At 49.5% G+C, this 25,552-nt stretch carries 18 protein-coding genes; 8 read left to right on the forward strand and 10 right to left on the reverse strand.

Annotated features, from left to right (window positions below; genetic code table 11):
• The first annotated feature begins 238 nt into the window (after positions 1 to 238).
• The gene (locus tag JC793_RS03470; protein ID WP_218427500.1) at positions 239 to 1,864 is read left to right on the forward strand and encodes a DUF4139 domain-containing protein; all 1,626 of its coding nucleotides are present in this window, start codon (positions 239 to 241) and stop codon (positions 1,862 to 1,864) included.
• Between the two features lie 65 nt (positions 1,865 to 1,929).
• On the opposite strand, the gene arcC is transcribed toward JC793_RS03470, so the two are convergent.
• The 5 genes from arcC to ygeW all read right to left on the reverse strand — a co-directional run bounded on the left by arcC (position 1,930) and on the right by ygeW (position 8,055).
• Positions 1,930 to 2,862 carry a carbamate kinase gene (gene arcC / locus JC793_RS03475; protein ID WP_046892059.1) on the reverse strand — a complete coding sequence of 311 codons (933 nt, stop codon included), beginning with the start codon at positions 2,860 to 2,862 and terminating at the stop codon, positions 1,930 to 1,932.
• Positions 2,863 to 2,907: 45 nt separating this feature from the next.
• Positions 2,908 to 4,299 (reverse strand): dihydropyrimidinase, encoded by a 1,392-nt coding sequence (gene hydA / locus JC793_RS03480; protein ID WP_218427502.1) that lies wholly within the window; start codon positions 4,297 to 4,299, stop codon positions 2,908 to 2,910.
• 69 nt (positions 4,300 to 4,368) lie between these two features.
• On the reverse strand, positions 4,369 to 5,586 hold the full coding sequence (locus tag JC793_RS03485; protein WP_046892061.1) for a YgeY family selenium metabolism-linked hydrolase: 1,218 nt from the start codon (positions 5,584 to 5,586) through the stop codon (positions 4,369 to 4,371).
• A 19-nt stretch (positions 5,587 to 5,605) separates the two neighbouring features.
• Entirely contained in the window at positions 5,606 to 6,808 is a 1,203-nt protein-coding gene (dpaL, locus tag JC793_RS03490) for a diaminopropionate ammonia-lyase (protein ID WP_218427504.1), read from the reverse strand.
• Between the two features lie 59 nt (positions 6,809 to 6,867).
• Complete coding sequence (gene ygeW / locus JC793_RS03495; protein ID WP_046892063.1) at positions 6,868 to 8,055, reverse strand: knotted carbamoyltransferase YgeW; 1,188 nt, start codon at positions 8,053 to 8,055, stop codon at positions 6,868 to 6,870.
• 533 nt (positions 8,056 to 8,588) lie between these two features.
• Between ygeW and JC793_RS03500 the strand changes: the two genes are divergently transcribed.
• The gene (locus JC793_RS03500) at positions 8,589 to 10,439 is read left to right on the forward strand and encodes a sigma 54-interacting transcriptional regulator (protein WP_166707069.1); all 1,851 of its coding nucleotides are present in this window, start codon (positions 8,589 to 8,591) and stop codon (positions 10,437 to 10,439) included.
• 63 nt (positions 10,440 to 10,502) lie between these two features.
• On the opposite strand, the gene nfsB is transcribed toward JC793_RS03500, so the two are convergent.
• Positions 10,503 to 11,156, reverse strand: coding sequence for an oxygen-insensitive NAD(P)H nitroreductase (gene nfsB, locus JC793_RS03505; RefSeq protein WP_218427506.1), 654 nt, complete (start codon positions 11,154 to 11,156; stop codon positions 10,503 to 10,505).
• A 97-nt stretch (positions 11,157 to 11,253) separates the two neighbouring features.
• Here nfsB and JC793_RS03510 point away from each other — a divergent pair, with 97 nt between their 5' ends.
• Positions 11,254 to 11,625: a winged helix-turn-helix transcriptional regulator gene (locus tag JC793_RS03510; protein ID WP_052927114.1), complete on the forward strand. Its 372-nt coding sequence runs from the start codon at positions 11,254 to 11,256 to the stop codon at positions 11,623 to 11,625.
• Between the two features lie 29 nt (positions 11,626 to 11,654).
• Here the strand turns inward: JC793_RS03510 and xdhC are convergent, their stop codons facing one another.
• Genes xdhC through xdhA form a run of 3 tightly spaced genes read right to left on the reverse strand, consistent with a single transcriptional unit; the run spans position 11,655 to position 15,321 of the window.
• Positions 11,655 to 12,134 (reverse strand): xanthine dehydrogenase iron sulfur-binding subunit XdhC, encoded by a 480-nt coding sequence (xdhC, locus tag JC793_RS03515; RefSeq protein WP_054425041.1) that lies wholly within the window; start codon positions 12,132 to 12,134, stop codon positions 11,655 to 11,657.
• A complete protein-coding gene (xdhB, locus tag JC793_RS03520) occupies positions 12,131 to 13,009 on the reverse strand; it encodes a xanthine dehydrogenase FAD-binding subunit XdhB (RefSeq protein ID WP_046892068.1) in 879 nt (292 codons plus the stop codon). The genes xdhC and xdhB overlap by 4 nt, the downstream gene beginning before the upstream one ends.
• Positions 13,010 to 13,014: 5 nt before the next feature.
• Positions 13,015 to 15,321 carry a xanthine dehydrogenase molybdenum-binding subunit XdhA gene (xdhA, locus tag JC793_RS03525; protein WP_166707073.1) on the reverse strand — a complete coding sequence of 769 codons (2,307 nt, stop codon included), beginning with the start codon at positions 15,319 to 15,321 and terminating at the stop codon, positions 13,015 to 13,017.
• Between the two features lie 943 nt (positions 15,322 to 16,264).
• Between xdhA and JC793_RS03530 the strand changes: the two genes are divergently transcribed.
• Both JC793_RS03530 and JC793_RS03535 read left to right on the forward strand, forming a co-directional pair.
• Positions 16,265 to 16,726 carry a YuaE family lipoprotein gene (locus tag JC793_RS03530; protein ID WP_046892070.1) on the forward strand — a complete coding sequence of 154 codons (462 nt, stop codon included), beginning with the start codon at positions 16,265 to 16,267 and terminating at the stop codon, positions 16,724 to 16,726.
• Positions 16,723 to 19,983 carry a hypothetical protein gene (locus JC793_RS03535; RefSeq protein ID WP_218427508.1) on the forward strand — a complete coding sequence of 1,087 codons (3,261 nt, stop codon included), beginning with the start codon at positions 16,723 to 16,725 and terminating at the stop codon, positions 19,981 to 19,983. Before JC793_RS03530 ends, JC793_RS03535 begins: the two co-directional genes overlap by 4 nt.
• A gap of 572 nt (positions 19,984 to 20,555) precedes the next feature.
• Here the strand turns inward: JC793_RS03535 and JC793_RS03540 are convergent.
• Entirely contained in the window at positions 20,556 to 21,185 is a 630-nt protein-coding gene (locus JC793_RS03540; protein WP_046892072.1) for a response regulator transcription factor, read from the reverse strand.
• A 400-nt stretch (positions 21,186 to 21,585) separates the two neighbouring features.
• Here JC793_RS03540 and JC793_RS03545 point away from each other — a divergent pair, with 400 nt between their 5' ends.
• From JC793_RS03545 to purT, 3 genes are all read left to right on the forward strand, one after another.
• The gene (locus tag JC793_RS03545) at positions 21,586 to 22,584 is read left to right on the forward strand and encodes a LacI family DNA-binding transcriptional regulator (protein ID WP_218427510.1); all 999 of its coding nucleotides are present in this window, start codon (positions 21,586 to 21,588) and stop codon (positions 22,582 to 22,584) included.
• A 762-nt stretch (positions 22,585 to 23,346) separates the two neighbouring features.
• Positions 23,347 to 24,264 (forward strand): EamA family transporter RarD, encoded by a 918-nt coding sequence (rarD, locus tag JC793_RS03550; protein ID WP_166707076.1) that lies wholly within the window; start codon positions 23,347 to 23,349, stop codon positions 24,262 to 24,264.
• A gap of 91 nt (positions 24,265 to 24,355) precedes the next feature.
• Entirely contained in the window at positions 24,356 to 25,534 is a 1,179-nt protein-coding gene (gene purT, locus JC793_RS03555; protein ID WP_218427511.1) for a formate-dependent phosphoribosylglycinamide formyltransferase, read from the forward strand.
• The last annotated feature ends 18 nt before the right edge of the window (positions 25,535 to 25,552 follow it).

Here is a 25,552-nt window from a genome sequence, read left to right on the forward strand (position 1 = left end):
TCAGAAGAAGTGTGTTTAGTATACTAAACAATAAAAGCGCAAATGTTAATCATAAAATACCGTTTTAAAGAGACGGCAACATATAAAAAGAACGGAAACCGGCGGACAGCGCTGTTTTTAAGGTTATTCCGTTATCTTCATCAGGGGGGCTGTTCTATTATGAAGTGTTATAGTGCACACAGCCGTCTGCCGGTCTGCAATACCGGAATTGTGATGATAATAATCAGGGAGTTAAGCAATGGGATTAACCTTTGGCATTAAAAGTACCCTGCTGATCGCCGGTATGGCGGTAACAGCCGGTGCGGCGGGTAAACCGAATGTGATTGTTCAGGATGTAAAACTTAACAAAGCAACGATTTTCCTGCGCGGGGCAGAGCTGAGTAACAGCGCAACACTCAATCTGCCTGCCGGTGACAGTGATATCATCCTGACAAATGTGGCCGGAAACATTAATCCGGGCAGCTTATCCGTTATGCTTGATAATGATGATGTCATTATTCAGTCAATCAATCTGCGCAGCGAAATTGAAAAACCGGTGTATTCAGATGACATCAATGCCATAAAAGCGCAGATTGAGGAACAGGATCTGGCTATTCAGAAGCTGAATATGCAGACTGAAATCAATAACGAGCAGCTTGGCCTGTTGCGTGACCAGAATTTCTTCGGTACCGGCGGTGCGCCGCTGACACAGGAACAATCGGTGCAGAAGCTGGATTTTATCCGCAGTCAGATGGCAAAAATCTATACGGAACAGCTGGAATACACCCGGCAGATCAATGAAAAAACCGAAGCACTGACACTGCTGAAAGCACAGTATGAAGAGAAGATCGCACAGTTTAAGGAACGCCGCACTCAGCTGGTGCTGAATGTATCAGCGAAAAAAGCGGTAACCGCGGCACTGGATATTGACTATATCACGCCGGATGCGGCCTGGGCGCCGTCCTATGATATCCGCAGCACCGGTATGGATAAGCCGGTGACGCTGACCTATAAAGCGGATGTGATCCAGAATACCGGTATTGACTGGGATCAGGTGGATCTGGTGCTGTCATCCGCTGACCCGGTGCAGAGCATCGCGCCGCCGCAGCTTTATCCGTGGTATTTATCGATGATGAAAGACTACGGTGTGCTGGCCGAAATGGCGGCTGCCCCGGCACCGGCGATGATGGCCGATGCGGAATACAGCCGTAACCGTATGGCGAAAAAAGCCCCCGCCGGCGGGATCTCGTCGTTTGTTACCGCAGAGAGCAACGGTATCAGTCTGACCTATACTATCGATAAGCCGTATTCCCTGCCGTCCGTTGCGGAATCCCGTTCACTGACTATCAAGCAGACGGATCTGGACGGAAAATACCGCTATATCACACGGCCGAAGATAGATGAACATGTGTATTTACAGGCGGTTGTGGAAAATGCACCGGCGCTGAATCTGCTCAGCGGTAAGGCGAATATCTATTTTGATAACCGCTATATCGGGCAGACATATATTGATTCCGGCCTGATCACCGATGAGCTGGAAGTACCGTTCGGTATGAATAAAGATATTCAGGTCAGCCGTAAGGTGGACAATAAGATGACAAAACAGCCGGGTATCCTGGGCTCTGCGGTTGAACAGACCGAAGGATATGTGATCACGCTGTCATCCTTTGCCAAAGCGCCGCTGGTGGTAACGGTTTTTGACCAAATCCCGGTCAGTCAGGATACCAATATCCTGGTGAAAGATGTCTCAACGGGCGAGGGTAAAGTGAATAAACAGACCGGTGAAGTGGAATGGAAAGCGGAACTGAAGCCGCAGCAGACAACAGAACTGCCGCTGAATTACACGCTGAAATACCCGAAAGATAAACCCGTTAACGGTTTATAATTCCCGCAGGTAACAAAGCAAACGGCCGGGATTTCCGGCCGTTTTTCACAGAAAGAAAAGAAAGATTAGTCGCCGATAACGGTACCGGTTTTACCCTCAATACCCTCCTTGGCTTTATCCAGCAATGTAATCAGTGCCTGACGGCCTTTTTTACTGCGGCTGAAAGAGAGCGCGGCTTCCACTTTCGGTAACATCGAACCCGGCGCAAAATGTTTCTCATCGATATAGCGCTGTGCATCCGCAGAGGTCAGTTTATCCAGCCACTGCTCGTTTGGTTTGCCGAAATTGATGGCGATTTTCTCTACTGCGGTCAGGATAATCAGCATATCCGCATCGATCATCTCTGCCAGTTTGGCACTCGCCCAGTCTTTGTCGATAACCGCGTTGGCACCGTGCAGTTTGTTGCCGTCGCGGATCACCGGAATCCCGCCGCCGCCGACGGTGATCACCAGCTGATCGGCATCCAGCATCGCTTTAACTGTTTCTTTTTCAATAATATCAACCGGTTTCGGTGATGACACCACACGGCGGTAACCACGGCCCGCATCCTCGCGCATTTCAAACCCTTTCAGGGTCAGTGCATCCGCTTCTTCTTTGGTATAGAACGCACCGATAGGTTTGGTCGGGTTTTTGAATGACGGGTCGGCGGCATCGACTTCCACCTGTGTCACAATCGTGGCGACCGGCTTATTGATCCCCCGGCTCAGCAGTTCTTCACGCAGCGCATTCTGTAAATCATAACCGATATATCCCTGGCTCAGAGCCACACAGACTGACATCGGCAGAACCGGTGATTTGGCTTCTGTTTTGCTGGCCGCCTCAAAGGCGCCGGTTATCATCCCGACCTGCGGGCCGTTGCCGTGTGTCACCACAACGCGGTATCCCTGAGCAATCAGGTCGGCGATCACGACAGAGGTGGTTCTGACAGCAACCATCTGCCCCGGAAGATCATTTCCCAGTGCGTTGCCGCCCAGTGCTAATACGATTGTTTTTTTCATCCTTTTTTACCCGTAATAAATGAGTTGAAACGATAATCGGAAAAATTAATAACACCGGTGCGGTGCTTTAAACGGACGGCGTTTCAGGAAACGGCCGCGGCCGGGTTCTGCCGTAAATTCTCCGTCACGGTAAACAATATCACCGCGTGACAGTGTGCAGCGGACAGCACCCTGTACGGTCATACCCTCGTACGGGCTGTAATCTGCGTTATCGTGCAGATCCGCGTGGCGGATCGTGGTTTCCTGCGCCGGGTCGATAATGGTGATATCACCGTCAGCGCCCGGGCGGATCACCCCTTTTTCCGGCCAGATACCAAACAGTTTTGCCGGCATCGCACTGGTCAGGGAAACAAAGTGTTCCGGCGAAATCCGCCCCTGCATCACGCCCGCAGAAAACAGCAGCAACATGCGGTTTTCAACGCCCGGCAGGCCGTTCGGACAGCGGGTGAAATCCCCGCCGGACAGCGCCAGACGCTGCTGATACGGGAATGTGCAGTGGTCGGTGGCGACCACATCAATATCGCCGTCATCAATACCCAGCCAAAGCGCATCCGCTTCCCGGCGGTTACGCAGCGGCGGGCTGAGAATAAATTTCAGGCCGTCATCACGCTCATAACAGCGCTCATCAAGGAACAGATACTGCGGACAGGTTTCTATCCAGACCGGCTGATGACGGGCTTTCGCCATCTTCAGGTAATCAAGACCTGATCCGTTGGAAAGGTGAACAATATAGAGCGGCGCATTGCCGCAGATCCGGGCCAGGTTGATCATCCGGCCGATGGCTTCCGTTTCGCATTCCGCCGGACGGCTCAGGGCGTGGAAAATCGGCGAGGTCTGACCTTTTTTCACAAATTCCGCCTTGCGCTGCGCAATCACCGCGTCATTTTCCGGATGCACGGTGGTCAGTGCCCCGGAACGGTTAAGCTGTTGCAGAGCGCGTAAGATATCCGGATCATCCAGTTTGTACTGATAGGTCAGATAGAGTTTAAAACTGCTGATCCCGTCCGCCACCATCAGCGGGATTTCCTTTAAAATATCGTCATTGATATGCTGGATGACGCCGTGAAAACTGTAGTCGATAACGGCACGTCCTTTGGCGTAGCGGTGATAATTCTCGAGCTGGTGGTGCAGTGAACAACCCGCCGGACCAAATCCCATATGATCGATAATGGTGGTGGTACCGCCGCAGGCTGCCGCACGCGTGCCGGTGTAAAAATCATCACAGCTGCGGGCAAGGCCGACATCAATATTAAAGTGGGTATGAACATCAATACCGCCGGGAAAAACATAGCATCCCTGTGCATCAATAACCCGGTCATTTGTCTCCGGTACAATATCCGGTGCAACCTGTGAGATCAGGCCGTTTTCAATCAGAACATCCTGCCGGTATTGTCCGTCCGCATTGACAACGGTGCCGTTGATAATAACTGTGCGCATAGGGGGTGCTCCTGAAAAAGGTACTCCTGAAAAAGCCCCGCACATCTGTACAGGGCCGGTAAGACATAATTATTTTTTCAGTTCAGCCATGTAGCTTAACGGAATGGCCGCATACATTGCCGCACAGGTCACCAGGTGATCTTTCCATGTTTTTTCGTTTGGTGCGTGTGCTTCAGGCTCTTTACCCGGACCAAAACCGATGACCGGAATGCCGTGACGACCCATGATAGAAACACCGTTGGTGGAGAAAGTCCACTTATCAACAACCGGCTCTTTATTGAACAGGCCGCGGTAAGCGCGATCCAGCGTCTTCACGGTGAAGTGATCTTCTTCCACTTTCCAGGTCGGGAAGTAGCACTCTGTCGGATAGACCAGACCGGTCCAGGAAGCACGCTCATAGGTGTACATAGACACGACGCCTTTCGCGGCTTTGACTGCCGGTAATGCGCGGATTTCGTCCAGTGCGCCTTCCCAGGTTTCGCCCCAGGTCAGACGGCGGTCGATAGAAACCGCACAGCTGTCAGCAACGGCACAGCGGCTTGGTGAGGTGTAGAAAATTTCAGAAACAGTCAGTGTGCCCTGGCCGAGGAAATCGTCGTGTGCCAGACGTTTTGACAGCTCCTGCAATTCGCCCAGAATCGGCCCCATTTTGAAGATAGCGTTATCGCCGCGCTCCGGTGCGGAGCCGTGGCAGCTGATCCCCGGAACATCAATGCGGATTTCCATACGGCCGCGCTGGCCGCGGTAAATCTGGCAGTCTGTCGGTTCGGTACTGACCACGAATTCCGGTCTGATTTTGTCCTGCTCGATAATGTACTGCCAGCACAGGCCGTCACAGTCTTCTTCCTGAACGGTCCCGGTCACCAGCAGGGTGTACTGATCTTCCAGACCTAAATCTTTGATAATTTTACCGGCATAGACCATTGATGCCATGCCGCCTTCCTGGTCAGACGTACCGCGTCCGCCGATGATTTCATCGTTTTCCATACCTTCGTACGGGTCGAATTCCCAGTTTTTGATGTTACCGATACCCACGGTATCGATATGCGCATCCATTGCGATCAGGTGCGGGCCGTGACCGATATAACCCAGAATGTTCCCCATCGGGTCGATATCCACTTTATCAAAGCCGACTTTTTCCATCTCTTCTTTGATGCGGTGAATCACGCGTTTTTCATCACAGCTTTCGCTGGGAATTGCCACCATATCGCGCAGAAAGCGGGTCATGTCTTTTTTATAGTGTTCAGCTTTTTTGACAATTTCATCGAACGGGATTTGCTTAGCCATGTTTCAATACTCCAATTAGTTAATATTTCTGCGCCGGGTTTTTACCTTCCCAGACAACTTCACGGTAATGTTTGGTATCTGTATCACCTTCGGTATTGATCACGAGGATGACGGAATCACTGTTCAGGCCGAGTTTTGCCATCAGTTCCGCACGTTCCGGATGATAGTTAACCGCAGCCAGCACGCCGAGACCGACGGCACCGGATTCACCGGAAATCACGCGGTGGTCTTTGCCGTACGGGTTACCGAGGACACGCATGCCGAGGGCGGCCACCGCATCTTCACAGGAGATAAACTGTGTCGCGCAGTTACGCATCAGATCCCAGCCGATAGGGTTCGGTTCACCGCAGGCCAGACCGGCCATGATGGTGGCCATATCACCGCCGACATTGACGATTTCGCCTTTCAGGCTGGAGCGGTAGAGGCAGTCAGCCAGTTCCGGCTCGACGATAATGGAGTGCAGATCTTTTGCCCCGAACTCATCGACCAGATAGCCCAGCACGCCGCCGGCCATCGCACCCACACCGGCCTGTAACAGCACGTGAGTCGGACGCTGAATCTTCATCTCTTTCATCTGGGCAACGGCTTCGGCAGCCAGCGTGGTGTAGCCCTGCATAATCCAGGTCGGAATTTTGGTGTAGCCTTCACAGGCGGTATCCTGAACCACGAGCCAGCCGTGTTTTTTGGCATTTTCCATGGTGAGACGGACGGTATCGTCGTAGTTCATGTCTGTGACGATACACTCCGCCCCGAGGCCGGTAATGTGATCAACACGTTCCTGTGCTGAGCCTTTCGGCATATACACCACCGCTTTCTGACCCAGAGCGCGTGCCGCCCAGGCCACACCACGGCCATGGTTGCCGTCAGTGGTGGTGGCGAACGTCATTTTTTCAGTCAGGGTGTTTTTGAGTTTCTCGAAAGAGAAATCATCAATATCCATGTTGTACTTTTCGCACAACAGATGGGCGATAGCATAAGAGCCGCCCAGAATTTTGAATGCATTCAGATCAAAACGCTGTGACTCATCTTTCACCAGGATATTGCGCACGCCGAACAGAGCGGCGAGATCGGTCATGTCATACAGCGGCGTCGGATGGTAACCCGTAATTTTCTCATGAAACTTCAGCGCTTTATGTGCTTCTTCACGGGAAAAAAGCGGGGAGTGTTTACCGTTGAAATAACGGTTATCTGAAATATCTAACTTCAGTGAGAAGACAGACATAGAGCCTCACCTCATATCATCGGGAAAATAACCCGGCCGGTGACGGCCGGGCTCCGGATTTATAAAATACGTTTACGTGCGTTTTTCAGCAGCTGCTCAAGAACCAGGGCCGGCTGCGGGAATTTGCGGGCCAGAATCATGGCGGAGATGATATACGGCTTCCAGCTGGCTTCTTTGTAAGTGGCGATACGGTATTTTTCGAATACGGCTTCTTCCACTTCGCCTTCCTTACAGGAAACGCCGGTGATATCCGCAGGCAGACAGTGCATGTACAGCGCTTCGCCGCCTTTGGTCAGCTTCATCATCTCTTCAGTGCAGTGCCAGTCTTTGTGGTTGGCGTTCTGCGCCAGGCAGCGCTGCTCAAGGGCTTTCAGGCCGTCATGGTCATTGGCGCGCAGCAGTTCGGTACGGGTTTCCATGACTTTGTAAGGCGCCCAGGATTTCGGATACACGATATCCGCATCTTTGAACGCTTCTTCCATGGAGGTGACTTGTTTAAAGCTGCCGCCGGACTGTCTGGCGTTATTTTTTGCCACATCGATAACGTCAGGGATCAGGTCATAACCTTCCGGATGCGCCAGGGTGACATCCATACCGTAACGGGTCATCAGACCGATGATACCCTGCGGTACAGACAGCGGTTTGCCGTAGCTTGGTGAATACGCCCAGGTCATGGCGATTTTTTTGCCTTTCAGGTTTTCCAGTGAACCGAAGTGCTCACGTAACCAGGCCAGGTCAGCCATAGACTGTGTCGGGTGGTCGATATCACACTGGAGGTTAACCAGTGCAGGACGCTGCGGCAGTACGCCTTCTTCAAAACCTTCATCCAGTGCCGCGCCCACTTCACGCATATAGGCGTTACCGGCGCCGAGGTACATATCATCACGGATACCGATAGCATCCGCGCAGAATGAAATCATATTGGCCGTTTCACGTACGGTTTCACCGTGGGCAATCTGTGACTTACCTTCGTCGAGGTCCTGCTGGGCCAGGCCGAGCATATTCAGTGCAGAGGCATAAGAGAAACGGGTACGGGTGGAGTTGTCACGGAAAACAGAGATGCCGAGGCCATTTGTGAATACGTTGGTTGCGATGTTATCGGCACGCAGCCCTTTCAGTGCGGCTGCAATATCAAGCACCATCGTCAGTTCATCCTGACTCTGTTCCCAGGTAAGTAAAAAATCCTTCTGATGAAGATTCGATTTCAGTCTGGCGATATCTTTCAATAATTCATTAACGTTTTTCATCTTTAAATCCTATGTGAAATGGCCGGTGACAATTGAATATGCAGTGAGAAGAAGGCATTTCTGCATGTGTACTGTGACTATTAACAATAAGCATGCCAAATCAGCCGGAATGATCTGCCGGGGAAACGCAGGGCGGAATCGGGAGGGTGATCACACTTATCAGGGCGTAATGACCTGTTTATGTATGACAAATACGAATAAATCTTATTTTCATCAGCGGCGAAAAGTCACCGGAGTCAGACCGGTGAGAGAGCTGAACCACCGGAACCGGGGCCAGAATGATAAACAGCCCGGCGGATTTATCATATTGATAAAATAGAGTGACGGAGATTCCAGTTTCATTATCAAATCTGAAGAAAAGTGTGATTTTTGTACATACGTTGGAGTTTCGGTGATAAAAATCTGGCAGTCTCGTGCTATCAGCGGGGGGGGAATTCAGCCTGCTGATAAATAACTATAATAAAATCATTAAATTGTCGCGTTATGTACTTTCTTTTAGTTATGTCGTTTTAAGAGCATAGGAAGTCGTAAGCATGATTACTGAAAAATCACTATCTGTGCTGATGCAGATACAGCCGACGATTGTTCACTTCAGCAAGATGCTCGCCAGTGTGTTACAGCTTGATGTTGAAATCGTTGATGACAAACTGACAAGGATTGCCGGAACGGGGCTGTTTAACCAGCACCTCGGACATCGTCTGACCAATAATTCCCAGCTGCTCCGCTATGTGCTGGACACCAAAAAAGAAAAGATCGTCACGCACTCCTGTTTTGATCCGCTCTGTATGAATTGTGCGGATAAAGATAACTGCAAGGAGAAAGCGTTTATCGGTACACCGATCATTTTTCAGGATCGCTGTATCGGGGTGATCAGCCTGGTGGCCGTCACATCCGAACAGCAGGAGCGTATCCGGGATAACATCCATGACTTCTCGGATTATGTGCAGCATATTTCCAATATTTTTGTTGCCAAACTGCTGGATGAGCAGGAAGGACGTAATGCCTCGCAGAAGGTATTACTGAGCCTGATAGAGTTTATGGATCAGGGCGTTCTGATCCTGGATGAGGCAAATCATCTGAAATTTGCCAATCCGCATGCTCTGAAAATCCTCAGTGTCCCGTACGAGAAGATTTCCGGCAAAACCATTGCCATCCGCCCGCTGACCTATTTCAAAAGTCTGAACCGCGGGCATTTGCAGCATATTGTCTCCTGGGAAGGGGAGAGCAATATTATTATCGGGCAGCTTCATGTGGTTAACGGCTGTCAGATGTTCCTGATGGCGTTCCATCAGTCTCATGCGGCGATTGATATGAATGAAGTGCGCCGCGATGAAAACGGATTGATGATTGAACATCTGGTCGGGGAATCCGAGCCTATCCGTCAGCTGAAACACCTGATTTCCCGTGTGGCGCCCAGCCCGTCGAGTATTCTGGTTACCGGCGAAAGCGGCACCGGAAAAGAAGTGGTGGCACGGGCGATTCACAAACTGAGTAACCGCAGTGAAAAACCGTTTATCGCCATCAACTGTGCGGCGATACCGGAGCAGTTACTGGAAAGTGAATTATTCGGCTATGTGAAAGGCGCCTTTACCGGCGCATCCGCCAACGGAAAACAGGGTCTGATCCAGGCAGCGGATAAAGGCACGCTGTTCCTTGATGAAATCGGCGATATGCCGCTGATTGTTCAGGCGAAATTATTACGTGCGATAGAATCACGTGAAGTGCAGCCGATTGGCTCAAGCCGGACAATTCCGGTGGATATCCGGATTGTTTCCGCGACCAACCAGAATCTGGAGCAGTTTGTCAGCGAAGGCAAATTCCGCGAGGATCTCTATTACCGCCTCAATGTTATCCCGATTGCCCTGCCGCCGCTGCGTGAGCGTTACGGCGACGTGGAACTGCTGGTGCACCATTTCCTCAATGTGCATACCAAGCGCCTCGGCCTGGTGTATCCGGGGATTTCGGATGAAGTGATGGCGGTCATTAATGCATGGCCGTGGCCGGGTAACCTGCGTGAACTGAGTAACCTGATGGAATATCTGGTTAACGTGGTGCCGCCGGGGGAAGTGATTGATATTTCGCTGCTTCCGCCGAACTTCGCCAGACATGCGGGGCAGGTGATAAGCGGGACGGCCGCACCGGTTCAGAATACCGGGGATATCCACCGCAGCGAAATTACCATTCCGGTCAGAAGCGTACCTGCGGCAGCAGCGGATGAGGATCCGGCACTGCACGGGGAAACCATGCTGGAAGAGATGGAAAAACAGATGATCCGCGAGGCACTGCAACGCTATGACAATAAACGTCAGGCGGCAGAAGAACTGGGGATTGGTATCGCCACGCTGTACCGGAAGATTAAAAAGTACGAGTTATCCGCCGGGTAGCAGTAAGCGGAAGAAGAAATATGTGCCAAAGCCGCACGGTAGTTACCGTGCGGCTTTTTTGTATCAGATAATGGTCATGATCTGCGCTTCCGGCAGACGGGATTTCGGCAGTGCGGCGTTAAAGTCATCCTCTTTGCGGTAACCGAGCGACACAACAGCCACCGGTGCCAGCCCTTTGGCAGACAAACCAAATTCGGTATCCAGGGTATCAAAATCCATCCCTTCCATCGGAACGGCATCCACACCCAGTGCGGACGCACCCAGCAGTAATGTCCCCATGTTCAGGAAAACCTGTTTTGCCGCCCAGTGCGGCAGATCACCGAGTGTCTCTTTATGGAGATTAACAAAGAAAGTCCGGCCGCCGTTATTCATTGCTTTGTGCTCCGGCGTGGCGTAACGGCCGTCTTTATCTTCCTGCTCCAGCACGCTGTTCATGTAGGCTTCATCAACGTCTGTTTTTGCGCACAGCAGCACAACGTGAGAGGCATCAGTGATTTTTGCGGTATTAAATTCAAAACCCGGGCGGGTGGATGCCGCGATCCGGTTTTTTCCTTCCTCACTGGCCGCAATAATAAAATGCCACGGCTGGATATTGACGCTGGACGGACTGTAGCGCAGCAATGTTTTGATACTGTTCATCACCTCATCACTGATTTTTTTCGCCGGATCGAATGATTTGGTGGAATAACGCTGCATTACAGCCTGAGTGATGGTCATGATGACGTCCTTATAAGGTAATTTACATTAATTGGCGCAATGATAAACTACGATATTTTTTTAACAAGTACGTACATTTTTGGTATATAGGTACAAAATGGATACTGTCAGAAAGACACGTTATGAATCGTATGCCTATGAAGCCTGTCCGGTTGAGGCAACGCTGGAAATGATGGGCGGGAAGGGCAAGGGAATGATCCTTTACCATCTGATAAGCGGCACCAAACGCTTTAATGAGCTGAAACGGCTCCTGATATTTATTACCCCGCGTATGCTGACAAAACAGTTACGGGAGCTTGAGATGGCGGGGCTTGTCCACCGTAAGGTCTATGCGGAGGTGCCGCCGAAAGTGGAATACAGCCTGACAGACGCCGGGCAGTCGCTGGTGCCGATCTTACTGATGCTGAAAAGCTGGGGGGAAGAGCATGCCCTGCCGGTGCTTTTGCAGCAACAGACACCGCAACCCTGACGCCGGGCGCGGTATCTGTTTTCTGCGGTTTACTGATTCCGCTGGAGTTTATCTGCCGCATCGGCAACCATCTGATAACCGGTGCAGCGGCACAGGTTACCGGCCAGGCCGTGGCGGATCTGACGGATGGTCAGGGTCTGCCCTTTGTGTTTTTCCAGCAGAGCGGTGGTCATCATAATCAGGCCCGGGGTGCAGAACCCGCACTGTACTGCGCCGCCGTCCGCATATGCCTGCTGTACCGCAGACGGTTTCCCGTGTTTCATCTCACCTTCGGCGGTACGGATCTGTTTACCATCTGCCCAGACCGCCAGATAGAGGCAGGTATCCACCGCGATACCGTCGATAAGCACCGTACAGGCACCGCATTCACCGACAGAACAGCCGTGTTTGACACTGATAAGTCCCTGTTCACGCAGGACGTCCGATAACCGGGCCGCCGGTGATACTGTCAGTTCCCGTAACTGGCCGTTCAGTGTGCAGCTGATGGTTTTCCATTCTTTGATATTCATGCGATTTTTTCTCCCGTACGTTCAGCCGCGGCGCGGATCACCCGTTCGCTCAGGACACGGATCAGGTGTAAACGGAACTCTTTTTCTGCCCGCCACGAAGTACGCGGGGCGACATCCTGTTCAATGGCCTGACTGACAGCTTTCAGGGTGTCTGCGGTGACCGGTTTCCCGATCGCGGCCGCTTCCGCGTGTTCACAGCGGACCGGCGTCGGTGCCGCAACACCGAAAGCAAGGCGCAGTTCCTCAAAACGTCCTTCTCTGATATCACACAGCGCCGCGCAGTTAATGGTGGCGATATCCATCGCGCCGCGCATGGCATATTTGTAAGCGGCAGAGCCCTTATTGCGGTAATTCTCCGGTGAAAAATGGAACGCAATCAGCAGTTCACCCGGTTCAAAGGCCACTTTTCCCGGCCCGGTATGGAAACCGCGCAGCGGTCTGCGGCGGATGCCGTCCGGGGTTGCGATTTCCAGTTCCGCCTGATAAATCAGTGACGGGCAGGCGGAGTCACCGCTGGTGGCGCCGTTACAGATATTGCCGCCGTAAGTGGCAACGTTGCGGATCTGCGGTCCGGCAATCGTGGCTGCGGCTTCACTCAGCGCCGGCAGACACTGATTGATCACCGGGCTGTCAATCAGTTCGGAGAAGGTGGTCGCGGAACCGATGCGGATATGTCCCGCCTCATCGCAGCTGATCCCGCGCAGTTCCGGTAAATCATGGATATCAACAATATGACGGAAGCGTTCATTGAGGTGATGAAGCTGGATCAGCACATCCGTTCCGCCCGCCAGCAGTCTGGCCTGCGGATTGTCCGTCAGCAGTGAGACTGCGTGTGCGATACTCTCCGCGCGGTGATACGTTTCAAAATCATACATGGCAGTTACCCCCTGATAAGCCCGGCATTGACAAATTCCCGGTACAGCCGTTTTGGTGTCAGCGGGATAGTATTGACAGAAATCCCCGTCGCCATGCGCAGGGCATTACGGATAGCGGCCGCCGGTGAAATAATCGGCGGTTCGCCCAGGGATTTATGGCCGTAGGCGGACTGCGGCTCGTAGGTTTCGACAAACCCGCACTCCAGATCCGGCAGGTCAACCATGGTCGGCATCTTGTAGTCGAGCAGATTCGGGTTATGGACAACCCCGGATTTTTCGTTGATCAGCATCTCTTCAAACAACGCCCAGCCAATCCCCATTCCCATCCCGCCGTGTACCTGGCCTTCTGCCAGCTGCGGATTCAGAATACGGCCGGAGTCGTGCATATTAATGATCCGGTTAATGGTTATCTGACACATCGGAATATCCACGGTGATATCCACAAAGGTACAGCCGAACGCCGGCGGGTTGGTCTGTGTTTTGTGAGAGGATTCGGCAGAAAGCTGACCGCCGATTTCCTGATGATAAAAACTGTGCATAGCCACTTCCGCGACGGTGGTGACAACCACATCCGGCTGTGCCTCAAGCACCACATTGCCGTCCAGAATCGTCATATTAAAGGCGGCCTGATGTGTCATCAGCGAGGCGTGATCGAGAATTTTCTGCCGCAGTGACAGCGCCGCTTCTTTCAGTGCCGGTGCGGTGACATAACTCTGCCGTGACGCGAAGGCGCCGGGATCAAACGGGGTGATATCGGTATCCTGGGTGGAAATCATCTGAATGGTACTGACCGGCACACCGAGGGTTTCCGCCACCATCTGTGAGAACACGGTATCCGAGCCCTGACCGATCTCCGTTGCGCCGACCTGCACATTGATATTGCCGTCCTGGTTCATCAGCAGACGGGCACTGGCGATTTCCACGCCGACCGGATAGGTATTGGATGAATAACTGAAGCAGGCCACGCCGACACCCCGGCGGATATCCCCGCGTGTTGCCAGTGCTTCCGCTTTGCGTTCATCCCAGCCGAACAATTCTTTACCGCGCTCAAGGCACTCAATCAGCCCTGCACTGTAAATGGTTTTTTTATTAACCGGATTACAGTCTCCTGACCGTGCCGCATTGCGCAGACGGATATCCACCGGGTCGATATTCAGCTGTGCGGCGGCATCATCCATCAGGCATTCAAGAGCAAACGTGACCTGCGGGGCACCGTAGCCGCGCATTGCCCCCGCTGACGGGTAGTTGGTATAGACGGTGGCGGCGGAATAGCCGTAATCACAGCGCGGATAAAGATACGGGATCTTATTACCGCCGGCGGCGGCAATTGAGTGTCCGTGAGAGGCATAGCCGCCGGTATTGGACAGCACATCAAGATGATAGCCGTTCAGGGTGCCGTCGGCGCTCAGTCCCATTTCCGCATCGATATGAAAGGCGTGACGGGTGCGGGAGGCAAAGAAACACTCTTCGCGGCTCAGTTCCACTTTCACCGGAATACCGCCGAGTTTCAGGGTCAGCCAGGCTGCCATCGGCTCTTCCAGCACATCCTGTTTATTACCGAATCCCCCGCCGATATAAGGCTTAATCACCCTGATATGCGACCACGGTATATCCAGCGCCTGGCCTGTCACACGACGGACAATGTGCGGGATTTGTGTGCTCGACACCACGGAAATCTTATTATCCGCTTCCTGCCAGGCATAACAGGTGACGCCTTCCATATGGCAGTGCTGGACAACCGGGGTATCAAAATGGCCGCGGAACTGAAACGGCGACCGGCTGACTGTCGCTCTGGCACTTTCCGCATTGATGGCTGTGCGTTTCAGCAGGTTACCGCTGCTGTGGATTGGCGGGGCACCGTCGGCCAGCGCCGCTGCCGGTGAGGTGATAACCGGCAGTTCGTCATAAGTGACGCTGACAAGCGCCGCCGCTTTTTCGGCGGTCAGTTCATCGCGGGCAACCACAATCGCCACACCATCACCGTGATGGCGCACATGGCGGTTCAGCAGCAGGCGGTCTGCCACATCCCGTTTAGACGGCTCCAGAGACCAGGCGTGACCGGCGGTGGCGAACGGGATCTGCGGCACGTCATCACAGGTAAATACCGCGACCACGCCCGGCATGGCCAGCGCCCGGGAGGTATCAACGGAGGTCACTGTTCCGTGAGCAATAGTGCTGCGGACATATTTGGCGTAGTGCATACCCGGCATCGGCAGATCATCCGTGTAGCGCGCCCGCCCTGATGTTTTGCTCAGGGCATCAACGCGCAGGTACGGTGTACCCAGCACGCGTTTTCCGACTGCTTCAGACATTATTATTTCTCCGGTTTCAGGAAAAAGTAAGCATGTACAAAAACAAGCAATAAATACGCCAGCAAAGAGAAAAACAGTAAGTTATCGGGGGATTTGTGACTGAGGTAAAAAAAATAAGAGGAGCAGGCAGGGAACAGCGGATTTTCCTGCCGGTCTTTCTCTCATATTGAGAGAAATATATATCTGAATTGATAATTTCGGGAGGACTGAGAAGCAGAATGATAATTTACAGTTTGATAGTGTTACTAATCATATTATGTGTAATAAACCTGATAAATTCTGTCACTTTTTAATTATGAGAAGATAATAGATTGCTAAGAAAATAATGATAGTAATCAGCCTGAAAAAGGAACTGAATCCCGCTCGCATAATTGAAAAAAAGAGAATCCATAACAGGATAATTCATTTATACTTCTGCAAATCATCTCGGATAACAGCCGGTTATCTGTTTATTCTGTAAGTGTCATTTTATTTTCGTATTTACAGAATGGTTGTCTGCGGCTGTTAATCGATTTTATCCGTGAATAAGATATAATGCCGCTTCCGGTACAATTATGCCCCTATTCTTTTTCTGACATACGGATACCGGTTGATACTTATTTTTAAGAATTGTTACAGGCTGTCCGGTAAATGTCCGGGGCGGTTTTGTACAGTAAACTGACTAATTTATGTTCTCGGCCTGTGATAAACAGACAGGCAGAACAGAATAATAACGACGCCAAATCGTTGACGCTGACAAGCGCGGAAATTCAGATTGTGCGGCTGCAGTAAGGTGTTCGGATAACAAAAAACGAATAGTTCAGACTCGCCCGCGACGTAGTGTATGTTACATAAGCCTGAGTTGTGACACGTCAGAGTTTATTTTCCCAGGCTCTGGCTATACAATTGGTGCCTATTTTTGCACAACGCAGCAGTGGCCAAATTATTTCTCTAAGGTGAAACTATGTTATCCAAGACAGCACTGAACAAAATGGCGGGGATACTCCTGTTAGGAGGCGTTGTAACCCTGTCCGGCTGTTCATTAATGACACCCCCTGCGCCGAAGCCTGCGGCACAACCGGTTCAGCCGGTAATGCAGGAGCCGGTGAGAACAACAGCACCTTTGCCAAAACCTGAATTACAGCAACCTTCCGGACAGATTTCGCCTGAGCTGAGTATGTGTGTCAAAGAACTCGATTCGCTCAAAACTATCTCTCCGAAAGATTACAGTCAGATGGTCGCCGGTTTCAGTGAAATCAGCCAGATCAACAGGCTGTATCGTCAGCTCGAAAGAACCGCCAGCCCGGATACGCTTAAATTACTGAAAATGTCGATTGAAGCGAAAACCAAAGTGATGTGCGCGCAGGTTCGTTATTATTCTGTTCTGTCTATTGAGAATACCCTGGAGAAGGTTAACGGGTTATGAGACTGAACATTAGGTTGTGTATTACTGTCGCGTTATTTGCGGCAGTGCAACCGGCAACTGCATCTGAATTTAATCAGGTTATCGAAGATTTTGACCGTTATATTCAGACTGAAAAAGAATCAGGCAATTTTCCGGTATCAGTAAAGCAACCTAACAGGCAACCCGAAAGACGGGTTACACCGGCAGTAAAAAAGGCAGGGAAAGCCACTCAGTCACAGCGTAAGCGCGAACGTAGTACCGTCCGCACAGAAAAACGCACGGTTTCATCCGTGCAGGAACGCAGCACAACGACCCCGGTATCCGTACCGGCACAATGCGAAACCATTGTGGTCAGGGAACCGGTTGTTGTGACAAATCCTGTTCCGGTCGGATATCCGCAGTGGTCACCGGCTTATCTGATTCGCGACAGCCAGAAATGGAGCGGGAAACACCGGGGGTTTGTGTTCTCACCTGTTCCCGGCCGTATGACCTCCTCACTGACACTCACACCGGAAGTCCTGTTTGCCGTCCTGGGTGAACCTTTCCGTTCAATGACGTATTTCTCTGATTTACCGCTGACGGTTGCCCGTGTGCTGGAACCGCAAACCTGGTTTATCCCGTCGGACCCGCAGAAAAAACTGCGTATCACCCGCCTGAAACTACAGGATGTGAAACGCGAGCTGGCGTCATTGAACGAAAAGTACCGGAATGTTCAGCGTGATTATGAACAGGCCCTCGCCGATATTGCGAAAAAAGAGACGGAGCTGAAAAGTCTGACTCTGGCAAACAATGAGTTACAGGCTGCGGCACAGGGAAATAACGCCAGCCTTACCGCAGAGCTGGAAAAAAACCGGAAAACCATTGATTCACTCAATCAGCAGATAAGTGAAAACCTGGCGCGTCATGGTCAGGCGGAAAGTCAGGTGACGGTTCTGACATCAGAAAAAGCAGATCTGGAAAAACAGATCGCGGCACTGAATCAGGAAAAAGTGCAGTCAGATAAAAATCTCGCACTGCTGGCAGACAAAAATGCTGATATGGCAAACGTTATGCGCAAGCTGGCTGATCTGGAAAAACAGCTGACACAGCGGGATGCGGAAAAACAGCAGCTGAATGACAAGATTCTCGCACTGAGCGGCGAAAACAGTAAACAGAGTGATGCGCTGAAAAAAGATCTGATCACACTGACATCAGAAAAAGCGGATCTGGAAAAACAGATCGCGGCACTGAATAAAGAAAAAGCGCTGTCAGATAAAAACCGTGCACTGCTGGAAGATAAAAATGCCGATATGGCAAAAGTGGCGCAGAAGCTGACTGAGCTGGAAAAACAATTGAAAGATCAGGATGCGGAAAAACAGCTGCTGACAGCAAAACTGCAATCCCGGGAAACGGAAAACAGCAAACAGTCGGCGGATCTGAAAAAACAGATCACGACGCTGACAACGGATAAATCTGTGCTTGAAAAACAGATTGCACAGCTGGATTCAGAGAAAAGCCAGGCAGAGAAGAACCTCGCACTGCTCGCGGGTAAAAATACCGATCTTGCAAAAATTACGCAACAGCTGACGGCTACAGAAGATAAGCTGAAACAAAGCGATGCGGAGAAAAATGCGCTGGCTGCACAACTGGCTGCGCAGGGTAACGACAGTACAAAACAGGGTGCGGAACTGAAAAAAGTTCTCGATGGCCTGACGGCAGAAAAAGCCGCACTGGAAAAACAGATCACAGCACTGACGGCAGATAAAAGCTCAGCTTCAGCTAAAAATACAGAACTGCTGAATGTAAAAACAGCAGAAATGCAGAAGGCTGCAGCACAGATTGCTGATCTTGAAAAGCAGCTGAAAAAAACTGAGGCAGAAAAACAGCTGGCCGCGCTTGAGTTATTGCAAAAAACGACCGATAACCAGCAACTGAATACACAATTGCAAAAAAATCTGACCGCACTGACCGCAGATAAAGTGGCACTGACCGGACAAATCTCCCGGCTGACAGAAGCGCAGGCACAGGCTGAGAAAAATATTGCGCAGCTGAGCAATAAAAATGCGGATATGGCCAAAATGGTTCAGCAGCTTAATGCGCTGGAACAGCAACTGAAACAGCGTGATGCAGAAAAACAGAAACTGGCAGATCAGCTGGCAAGTCAGAATAAAGACGCTGCAACACAGAGCGATAAGCTGAAAAAAGAACTCAGCACGCTGGCTGCTGATAAAACAGCGCTGGAAAAACAGATCTCACAGCTGGACGCCAAAAACAGCGGTAATGCAAAATTAACTGCTCAGTTGCAGACACTGGAAAAAGAATTACAGCAGCGTGAAGCGGATAAGCTTAAGCTGACGGCACAGTTACAGAGCAGTGAGGCGGATAATATCCGTCAGCGGGATAATCTGAAAAAAGAAGTGTCCGTACTGACGGTGGATAAAGCGACGCTTGAACAAAAAATTGCGCAGCTGACGGCGGATAAACAATTGTTGTCGTCAAAAGTATCCGGTTCAGATAAAGAGAATAGTGCTGTTCAGGATGATAACGCCGGGCTGAATAAAAAATTAGCCGCAGAACAGCAGCGGACCGCTCAGCTGGATAAAGCGTTAAAAGAAAAAACGCAGCAGATTGAAGCTATGGCGAAATCAGATGCGGAATTAACCAGGCTGAATGCTCAGCTTGATAGTCAGAAAAAATTGCTGGCAGATAAAGATGCTGAACTCACCAAAGCCTCTGCGAAGCTGAAGGAAAATGCGGAGCTCTCAGCGAAATATACAGCATTACAGAAAGAAATAGATAAGCAGAAAGCGGTTGTCAGTACACAGCGGGCTGAAAATACCAATCTGAATACGCAGATTGCAAAAGCAGAAGAAAAGAATAAAGCGGTGGTCGCTTATACTAATCAGCAGGTTGGTGAGCTGAATAAACGGAAAAATCAGGAATTGGTTGCCCGGCTGGAGCGGCAGAATTACGCTAAAATGACACCGAACGTGTATTACCGCATCACCAAACAGGGACAAAAATATAAAGCCCTGAAAGATAAAACTATCACGTTTGCAATGCATGAAGAGTTAACTAACGGTAAAGTGACGGTTTCGCATCCTGTAAACGCACCTGCGGTTATCCCGTTCAGTGAATTACCGGGTGATCTGGCAAAATTCGTTGCTCTTGTGGGAGCCGGCGGCTCTGTGGACGTTTATATTAAACCGGAAGGGGGCTATGGTGTTGAAGGTATTCCGGGACAGGTCCCGCCGAATTCAATGTCTATTATCAAACTGAATGTGCTGAAAATAGAATAATCCGGTAATTATGTAAATACTGAAAGCATCCTGCAACGGATGCTTTTTTTATAGAGAATGATTGCAGAAAAGGAGAAAATACAGGAAATAACAGCGAAGGTATCATTGTTGCTGATCAGTAACGTCAGCATAAATGTACTCAGAAGAGAAGGGGATAAACAGAGAGAGTAATTTCAGGCAGGGTATGACATCTTTTTACTTACCACGAGGGCAGAATACGTTGTATCCTATTTGTAACAAAATATTAAAATGAGTGCATTGGCATTAAATTCTGTTAATTAAGTTTTGTATCTTTATTGCAGCCTTTCATGGCTCATTACATCCGGCTTTCCGGAATATGTGACTGCCAGTATGTGTTATTAATATTTGAGCAAGACCCTGGTGGATCATCACTATATTACAAATTGTCACTAATGGTAACAAAATTGCAATCCGGAATATGGTAACAATGAAACTCTGTATTAACAGTGAAGCATCAGAAACAGTTAAGGAAGCAAAAAAAAGGTAAAATCATCGGTATTTTTATTAACTACAAAAATGAAATATATAAGACATTATAAAACCGGAAATACTCAGACTGAATCGGAATAGTTTTTATAAAAATCATATTCCTGAACCAGTTGCGGTAATGATTTAATGCGCAGTTTGGTATACATATTAGAGCGATGTACTTCAACAGTACGCGGAGACAGTGACAGTTTCTGAGCTGCTTCTTTGCTGGTATTTCCTTCCAGAATCATATCCATGACTTCTTTTTCACGGGCGGATAACTTACTGAATTTATCCTTAAGGCGCTGATAGGTATGGTATTTATTGAGACTTTTTTCATACTGATGAAACGCATCGTGAATTGCATTAACTAACAACTCAGAGTTAATTGGTTTTTTGAAAAATTCCAGAATACCGGCTTTAAATGCCCGGCGGCAGGTTTCAAAAGACGGATAGGCTGTGATGACAATGACCGGGATAATACTTCTCAGACGTTTAAGTTCATCAATAAGATAGAATGCTTCAGCAGATGATTCTCCGACCTCCAGAATAATACATTCACGGGCATGTTCTTTTGGTGTATTGATGTAATACTTCAGAAAAGTTTGCTCAGATGAATAAGATTTTACTTCGCAATTCATATCGTCAAGCATAAAATTGATATTGTTGCTTGGCAAATCCGCACAATTGATTAAATGGATAACAGCATCCATAAGTTACTCCTTAATTAAAATAGAAAACAGAAATAAAGTGATATTAATGGATAAAAATAAGGGAATAATTACTTAAGCTTATCTACAAAAATTTTGAGTATTGTAGATAAAATAACGTCGATAAAATGTTTAAATGGATAAGTAAATTTCATTGCTTAATCGGTGTGTTTTGGAGCAGTAAAGCCACAGCAATGTAGTGGTTTTTTTATTTTATCTTTATAAAATAAATGGTTAAGTTGGTTTTTGTATCGTTTCATTTAGGGTTTAACAGGACTTTTTATGAAATAAACATTTACATTTGCCCTTGGGGTTAAAGACGTAATATGTTATAAGTGTCAGTTCATGTTTTTCTTTTTTTTTCTTACTACAGAACAAACACTTATTTTCTACTGACAATAATATGGCATCACTGAAAGATGTTGCCCGGATGGCATCAGTCTCACTGATGACTGTTTCAAGGGCGATAAATAATCCTGATTTACTGAAGCCTGAGACGTTGAAACAGGTTCAGCATGCTATTGATGTTCTGAATTATGTGCCGGATTTATCAGCCCGTAAAATCAGAGGTAAAAATACAAATTTGTCATGCGTGGGTGTATTAGCAATCGGTACAGCCTCAGCACCATTTTCTGTCGAAATACTGCTTGCTATTGAACAGTGTGCAGAAAAATACGGCTGGGACAGTTTTGTTGTTAATATCCCGTCCGGAGATGAACTGACCCGCGCAGCCCGTCAAATTCTTTCCCGCCGTCCCGACGGTATTATTATCACCGGTGCACAACTCTGTGAGATAAACATCCCTGAGTTACTCCGCGATAAAAAACTGGTATTAACAAATTGCTTTGACCCCGGTAACCGCGTATTACCGGCCTATATTCCGGATGATTACCATGGCCAGTATGATGCGACTGAATATCTTATTCAGCGGGGTTACCGCCGTCCGCTTTGTCTCTGGCCGCCTGCAGAATGCCTTTCATCCGGTTTGCGCCGGGATGCGGTTCAGCATGCGTGGCTGAATGCGGGGTTGTCAGTAAGTCAGTTGATCCAGCACAACATGGCATTATCCGATATCCATTACCGGGATGTTGTAACACTGATAGATCATTACACGGAAGGTAACTCTCCGTTATTTGACTGTATTATCTGCGGTAATGACCAGATAGCCTTTGTGGCGTATCAGGTGTTATTAACCCGCGGTATTTCTATTCCGGAACAGGCCGGTGTCCTCGGCTTTGAAAATATGGCCGGCACAGGTGAATTTTTTTATCCCCCGCTGACAACTATCCGCTCTCCGTATCACCTGCTGGGTGAAACGGCGGCACTGCATCTTATTGAAGAACGGGAACCATCCGGGATGACTTATGTCCCCTGCCGGATACTCAGCAGAGATTCTCTCTGACACTCCGGTGTCTCCGTTATCCTTTCTCTTTTTTACCTGCATTTGCCTGTTCCCGTTTGGTTAATTTTTTTAATTAACCCAAAGGGGGCTGCCGGAGAAAATCAGTGCACTGCTATTTTTGCAATTACGGATTTATCTGTTGCTTTGAGCGCAACATTAAGTATTAATTCCGTCCGGGCTAAACACAAAACTTTTAATTTCATACTTTAATGTTGTTTCTTTGTTTTTGACTCTAAAAGAGGTAGTTATTATTACTTATCTCTTAATGTTAACGTTAAAATAATCAATTAAAAAAAGGAAACGACATTTTTCAGAGACAAAGCTACCGCACGAAAAATTTTTCAATCTCCGGAGGTAAATGTCTGATGTGTTACTCTGTTTGTCATTAAAATGAACATTAAATGATTATTTATCTTTTATCATCAATACATTATGAATGACTCTGATTTTAAGGGTATAAAAAATCAGGGGATCTATCTAGCTATAACTACTCAAAGTTAACGTTAACATCAAATATTAGGAATTATACCCAAAAACGGACTGTTAATAATACTTATTATGTTAACGTTACCAGTTTGAAAATCAAGCGAAATTGATATTTCATAGTTATAACTGCGTGGTAAATGTATCGGTCCCGGTGAATATAATATGACGTGTCCGGAGTCAAACTGAGGCAGGTAATAAATTGAGCAGGCTCATGGGATTTTTAAGGCAGGGGGGTATGATAACCATAACATAATGATAAACAGGACTGGCTGAACCATGTTTTTACGATCCGGCGCAATGCTGGCGATTTTTTCTTATTTTCTCTGGGGGATCACTCCGCTTTTTTACCGCCTGCTGCCCGGTGCGCAGCCCGCAGAGTTGTTATCCCAGCGTGTTCTCTGGTCAATTCCGCTGCTATTGTTTGTTCGTGTCTTTTTAAAAAACCGTACCCGGATAAAAGCGGTATGGGAGGATAAGCGTTCATTGCTTCTCTGTTTGCTCAGTACCAGTGTGATGGCGATATCCTGGTGCACGTTTACCTACTCAATGACACATGATTTGGTGCTGGAAGCCAGTATGGGGTATTTCATTACGCCGCTGTTTTCTATTTTACTGGGCGTGACTTTCCTGCATGAACGACTGAAGCCGGCAGAAAAAACGGCACTGATTTTTGTCTGCGCCGGTGTCGGTTATCAGCTTTATCAGTATGGCAGCCTGCCGAAACTGGCACTGATAATGGGGTCCGCTTTTGCGCTTTACGGGTTTATCCGCAAATTTATCCGCTATGATCTGACGACCTCACTGCTGATTGAAAGCCTCTGGCTGCTGCCGGTGGCGATTGCACTGTATTTCTGGCCGGCAGGCAGCGGAACGGGCACGTTCAGCACAGCGGATACCTTTACCCGCATCTGCTTTATTCTGACAGCGCCTGTCACACTGCTGCCGCTGTTGTTCTTCACGGCGGCGGTGCGTTCCACCACACTGACGACGATTGGCCTGGCGCAGTATCTGGAGCCGACCATTCAGTTCCTGCTGGCGGTATTCCTCTTTAATGAGCATTTTGATTCCGTGAAAGGTGTCAGCTTCTCATTAATCTGGCTGGGATTACTGTTTTGTATTCTGTCGCTTATCCGCCATCACCGGAAAAATACGGCTAAAGCCGCTCTGGGGATACGATCCCGCCGATCACTGTGATGGCCGGTTATCTGCTTATTTCGTGACTAAGGCAAACGATTGCGTATATAATGGCGCGCAATTTTCCGGTATTCATGAACAGGTGACAGTGATGACAACATTAGGTACGGCATTACGCCCGGGTGCAACAAAGGTGATGTTGCTGGGTGCAGGTGAACTGGGTAAAGAAGTGGCGATTGAGTGTCAGCGCCTCGGTATTGAGGTGATCGCGGTGGATCGTTACGACAATGCACCGGCGATGCATATCGCGCACCGCCGCTATGTGATCAATATGCTGGATGGCGCGGAACTGGAAGCGGTTATCCGGAAAGAACAGCCTGATCATATTGTGCCGGAAATAGAAGCCATTGCGACAGACACGCTGTACCGGCTTGAGCAGGAAGGTTTTCATGTTGTGCCCTGTGCCAATGCGGTAAAACTGACGATGAACCGTGAAGGTATCCGCCGCCTGGCCGCAGAAGAACTGGGGCTGATGACATCAGAATACCGTTTTGCCGATGATGAGGCGTCTTTTATCCGCGCCGCCGGTGAAATCGGATTTCCCTGTATTATCAAACCGGTGATGAGTTCATCGGGTAAAGGGCAGAGCATCATCCGTGATGAAAGTACACTGCATGATGCCTGGCTTGCATCCCAGGAGGCAGGACGTGCCGGGAAAGGGCGGGTTATTGTCGAGCGGATGATTGATTTTGATTATGAAATTACCCTGCTGACTGTCCGTGCGGCAGATAGTGTGCATTTCTGTGCACCGGTCGGTCATCGTCAGGAGCGCGGGGATTACCGTGAATCCTGGCAGCCGCAGGCTATGCCGGAGACGGTTCTGGCACAGGCGCAGCAGGTGGCGGCGACTATCGTTAACGGTCTGGGCGGCTATGGTTTGTTTGGTGTCGAACTGTTTGTCCGCGGTGAGGATATCATTTTCAATGAAGTGTCCCCGCGTCCCCACGATACCGGACTGGTCACGCTGATTTCACAGAATATTTCTGAATTTGCCCTGCATGTGCGGGCGTTTCTCGGGTTACCGGCCGGAGAGATAGTTCAGTACCGTCCGGCAGCCTCAGCGGTCATTCTGCCGTCACTGAGCAGTGATGATGTCCGTTACAGCGGGCTGGAACAGGCTCTGACAGGGACCGTGCAACTGCGTCTGTTTGCCAAACCGGAGATTGACGGCCACCGGCGCATGGGCGTGGCGCTGGCACTGGCACCGACCGTACAGGAAGCGGTGGCGGCGGCAAAACAGGCAGCGGCGTCGGTGGTCGTCACCGGCTGACCGGGGTAATATCGGTGA

This window comes from Morganella morganii (assembly GCF_019242955.1).
Lineage (GTDB): Bacteria > Pseudomonadota > Gammaproteobacteria > Enterobacterales > Enterobacteriaceae > Morganella > Morganella sibonii.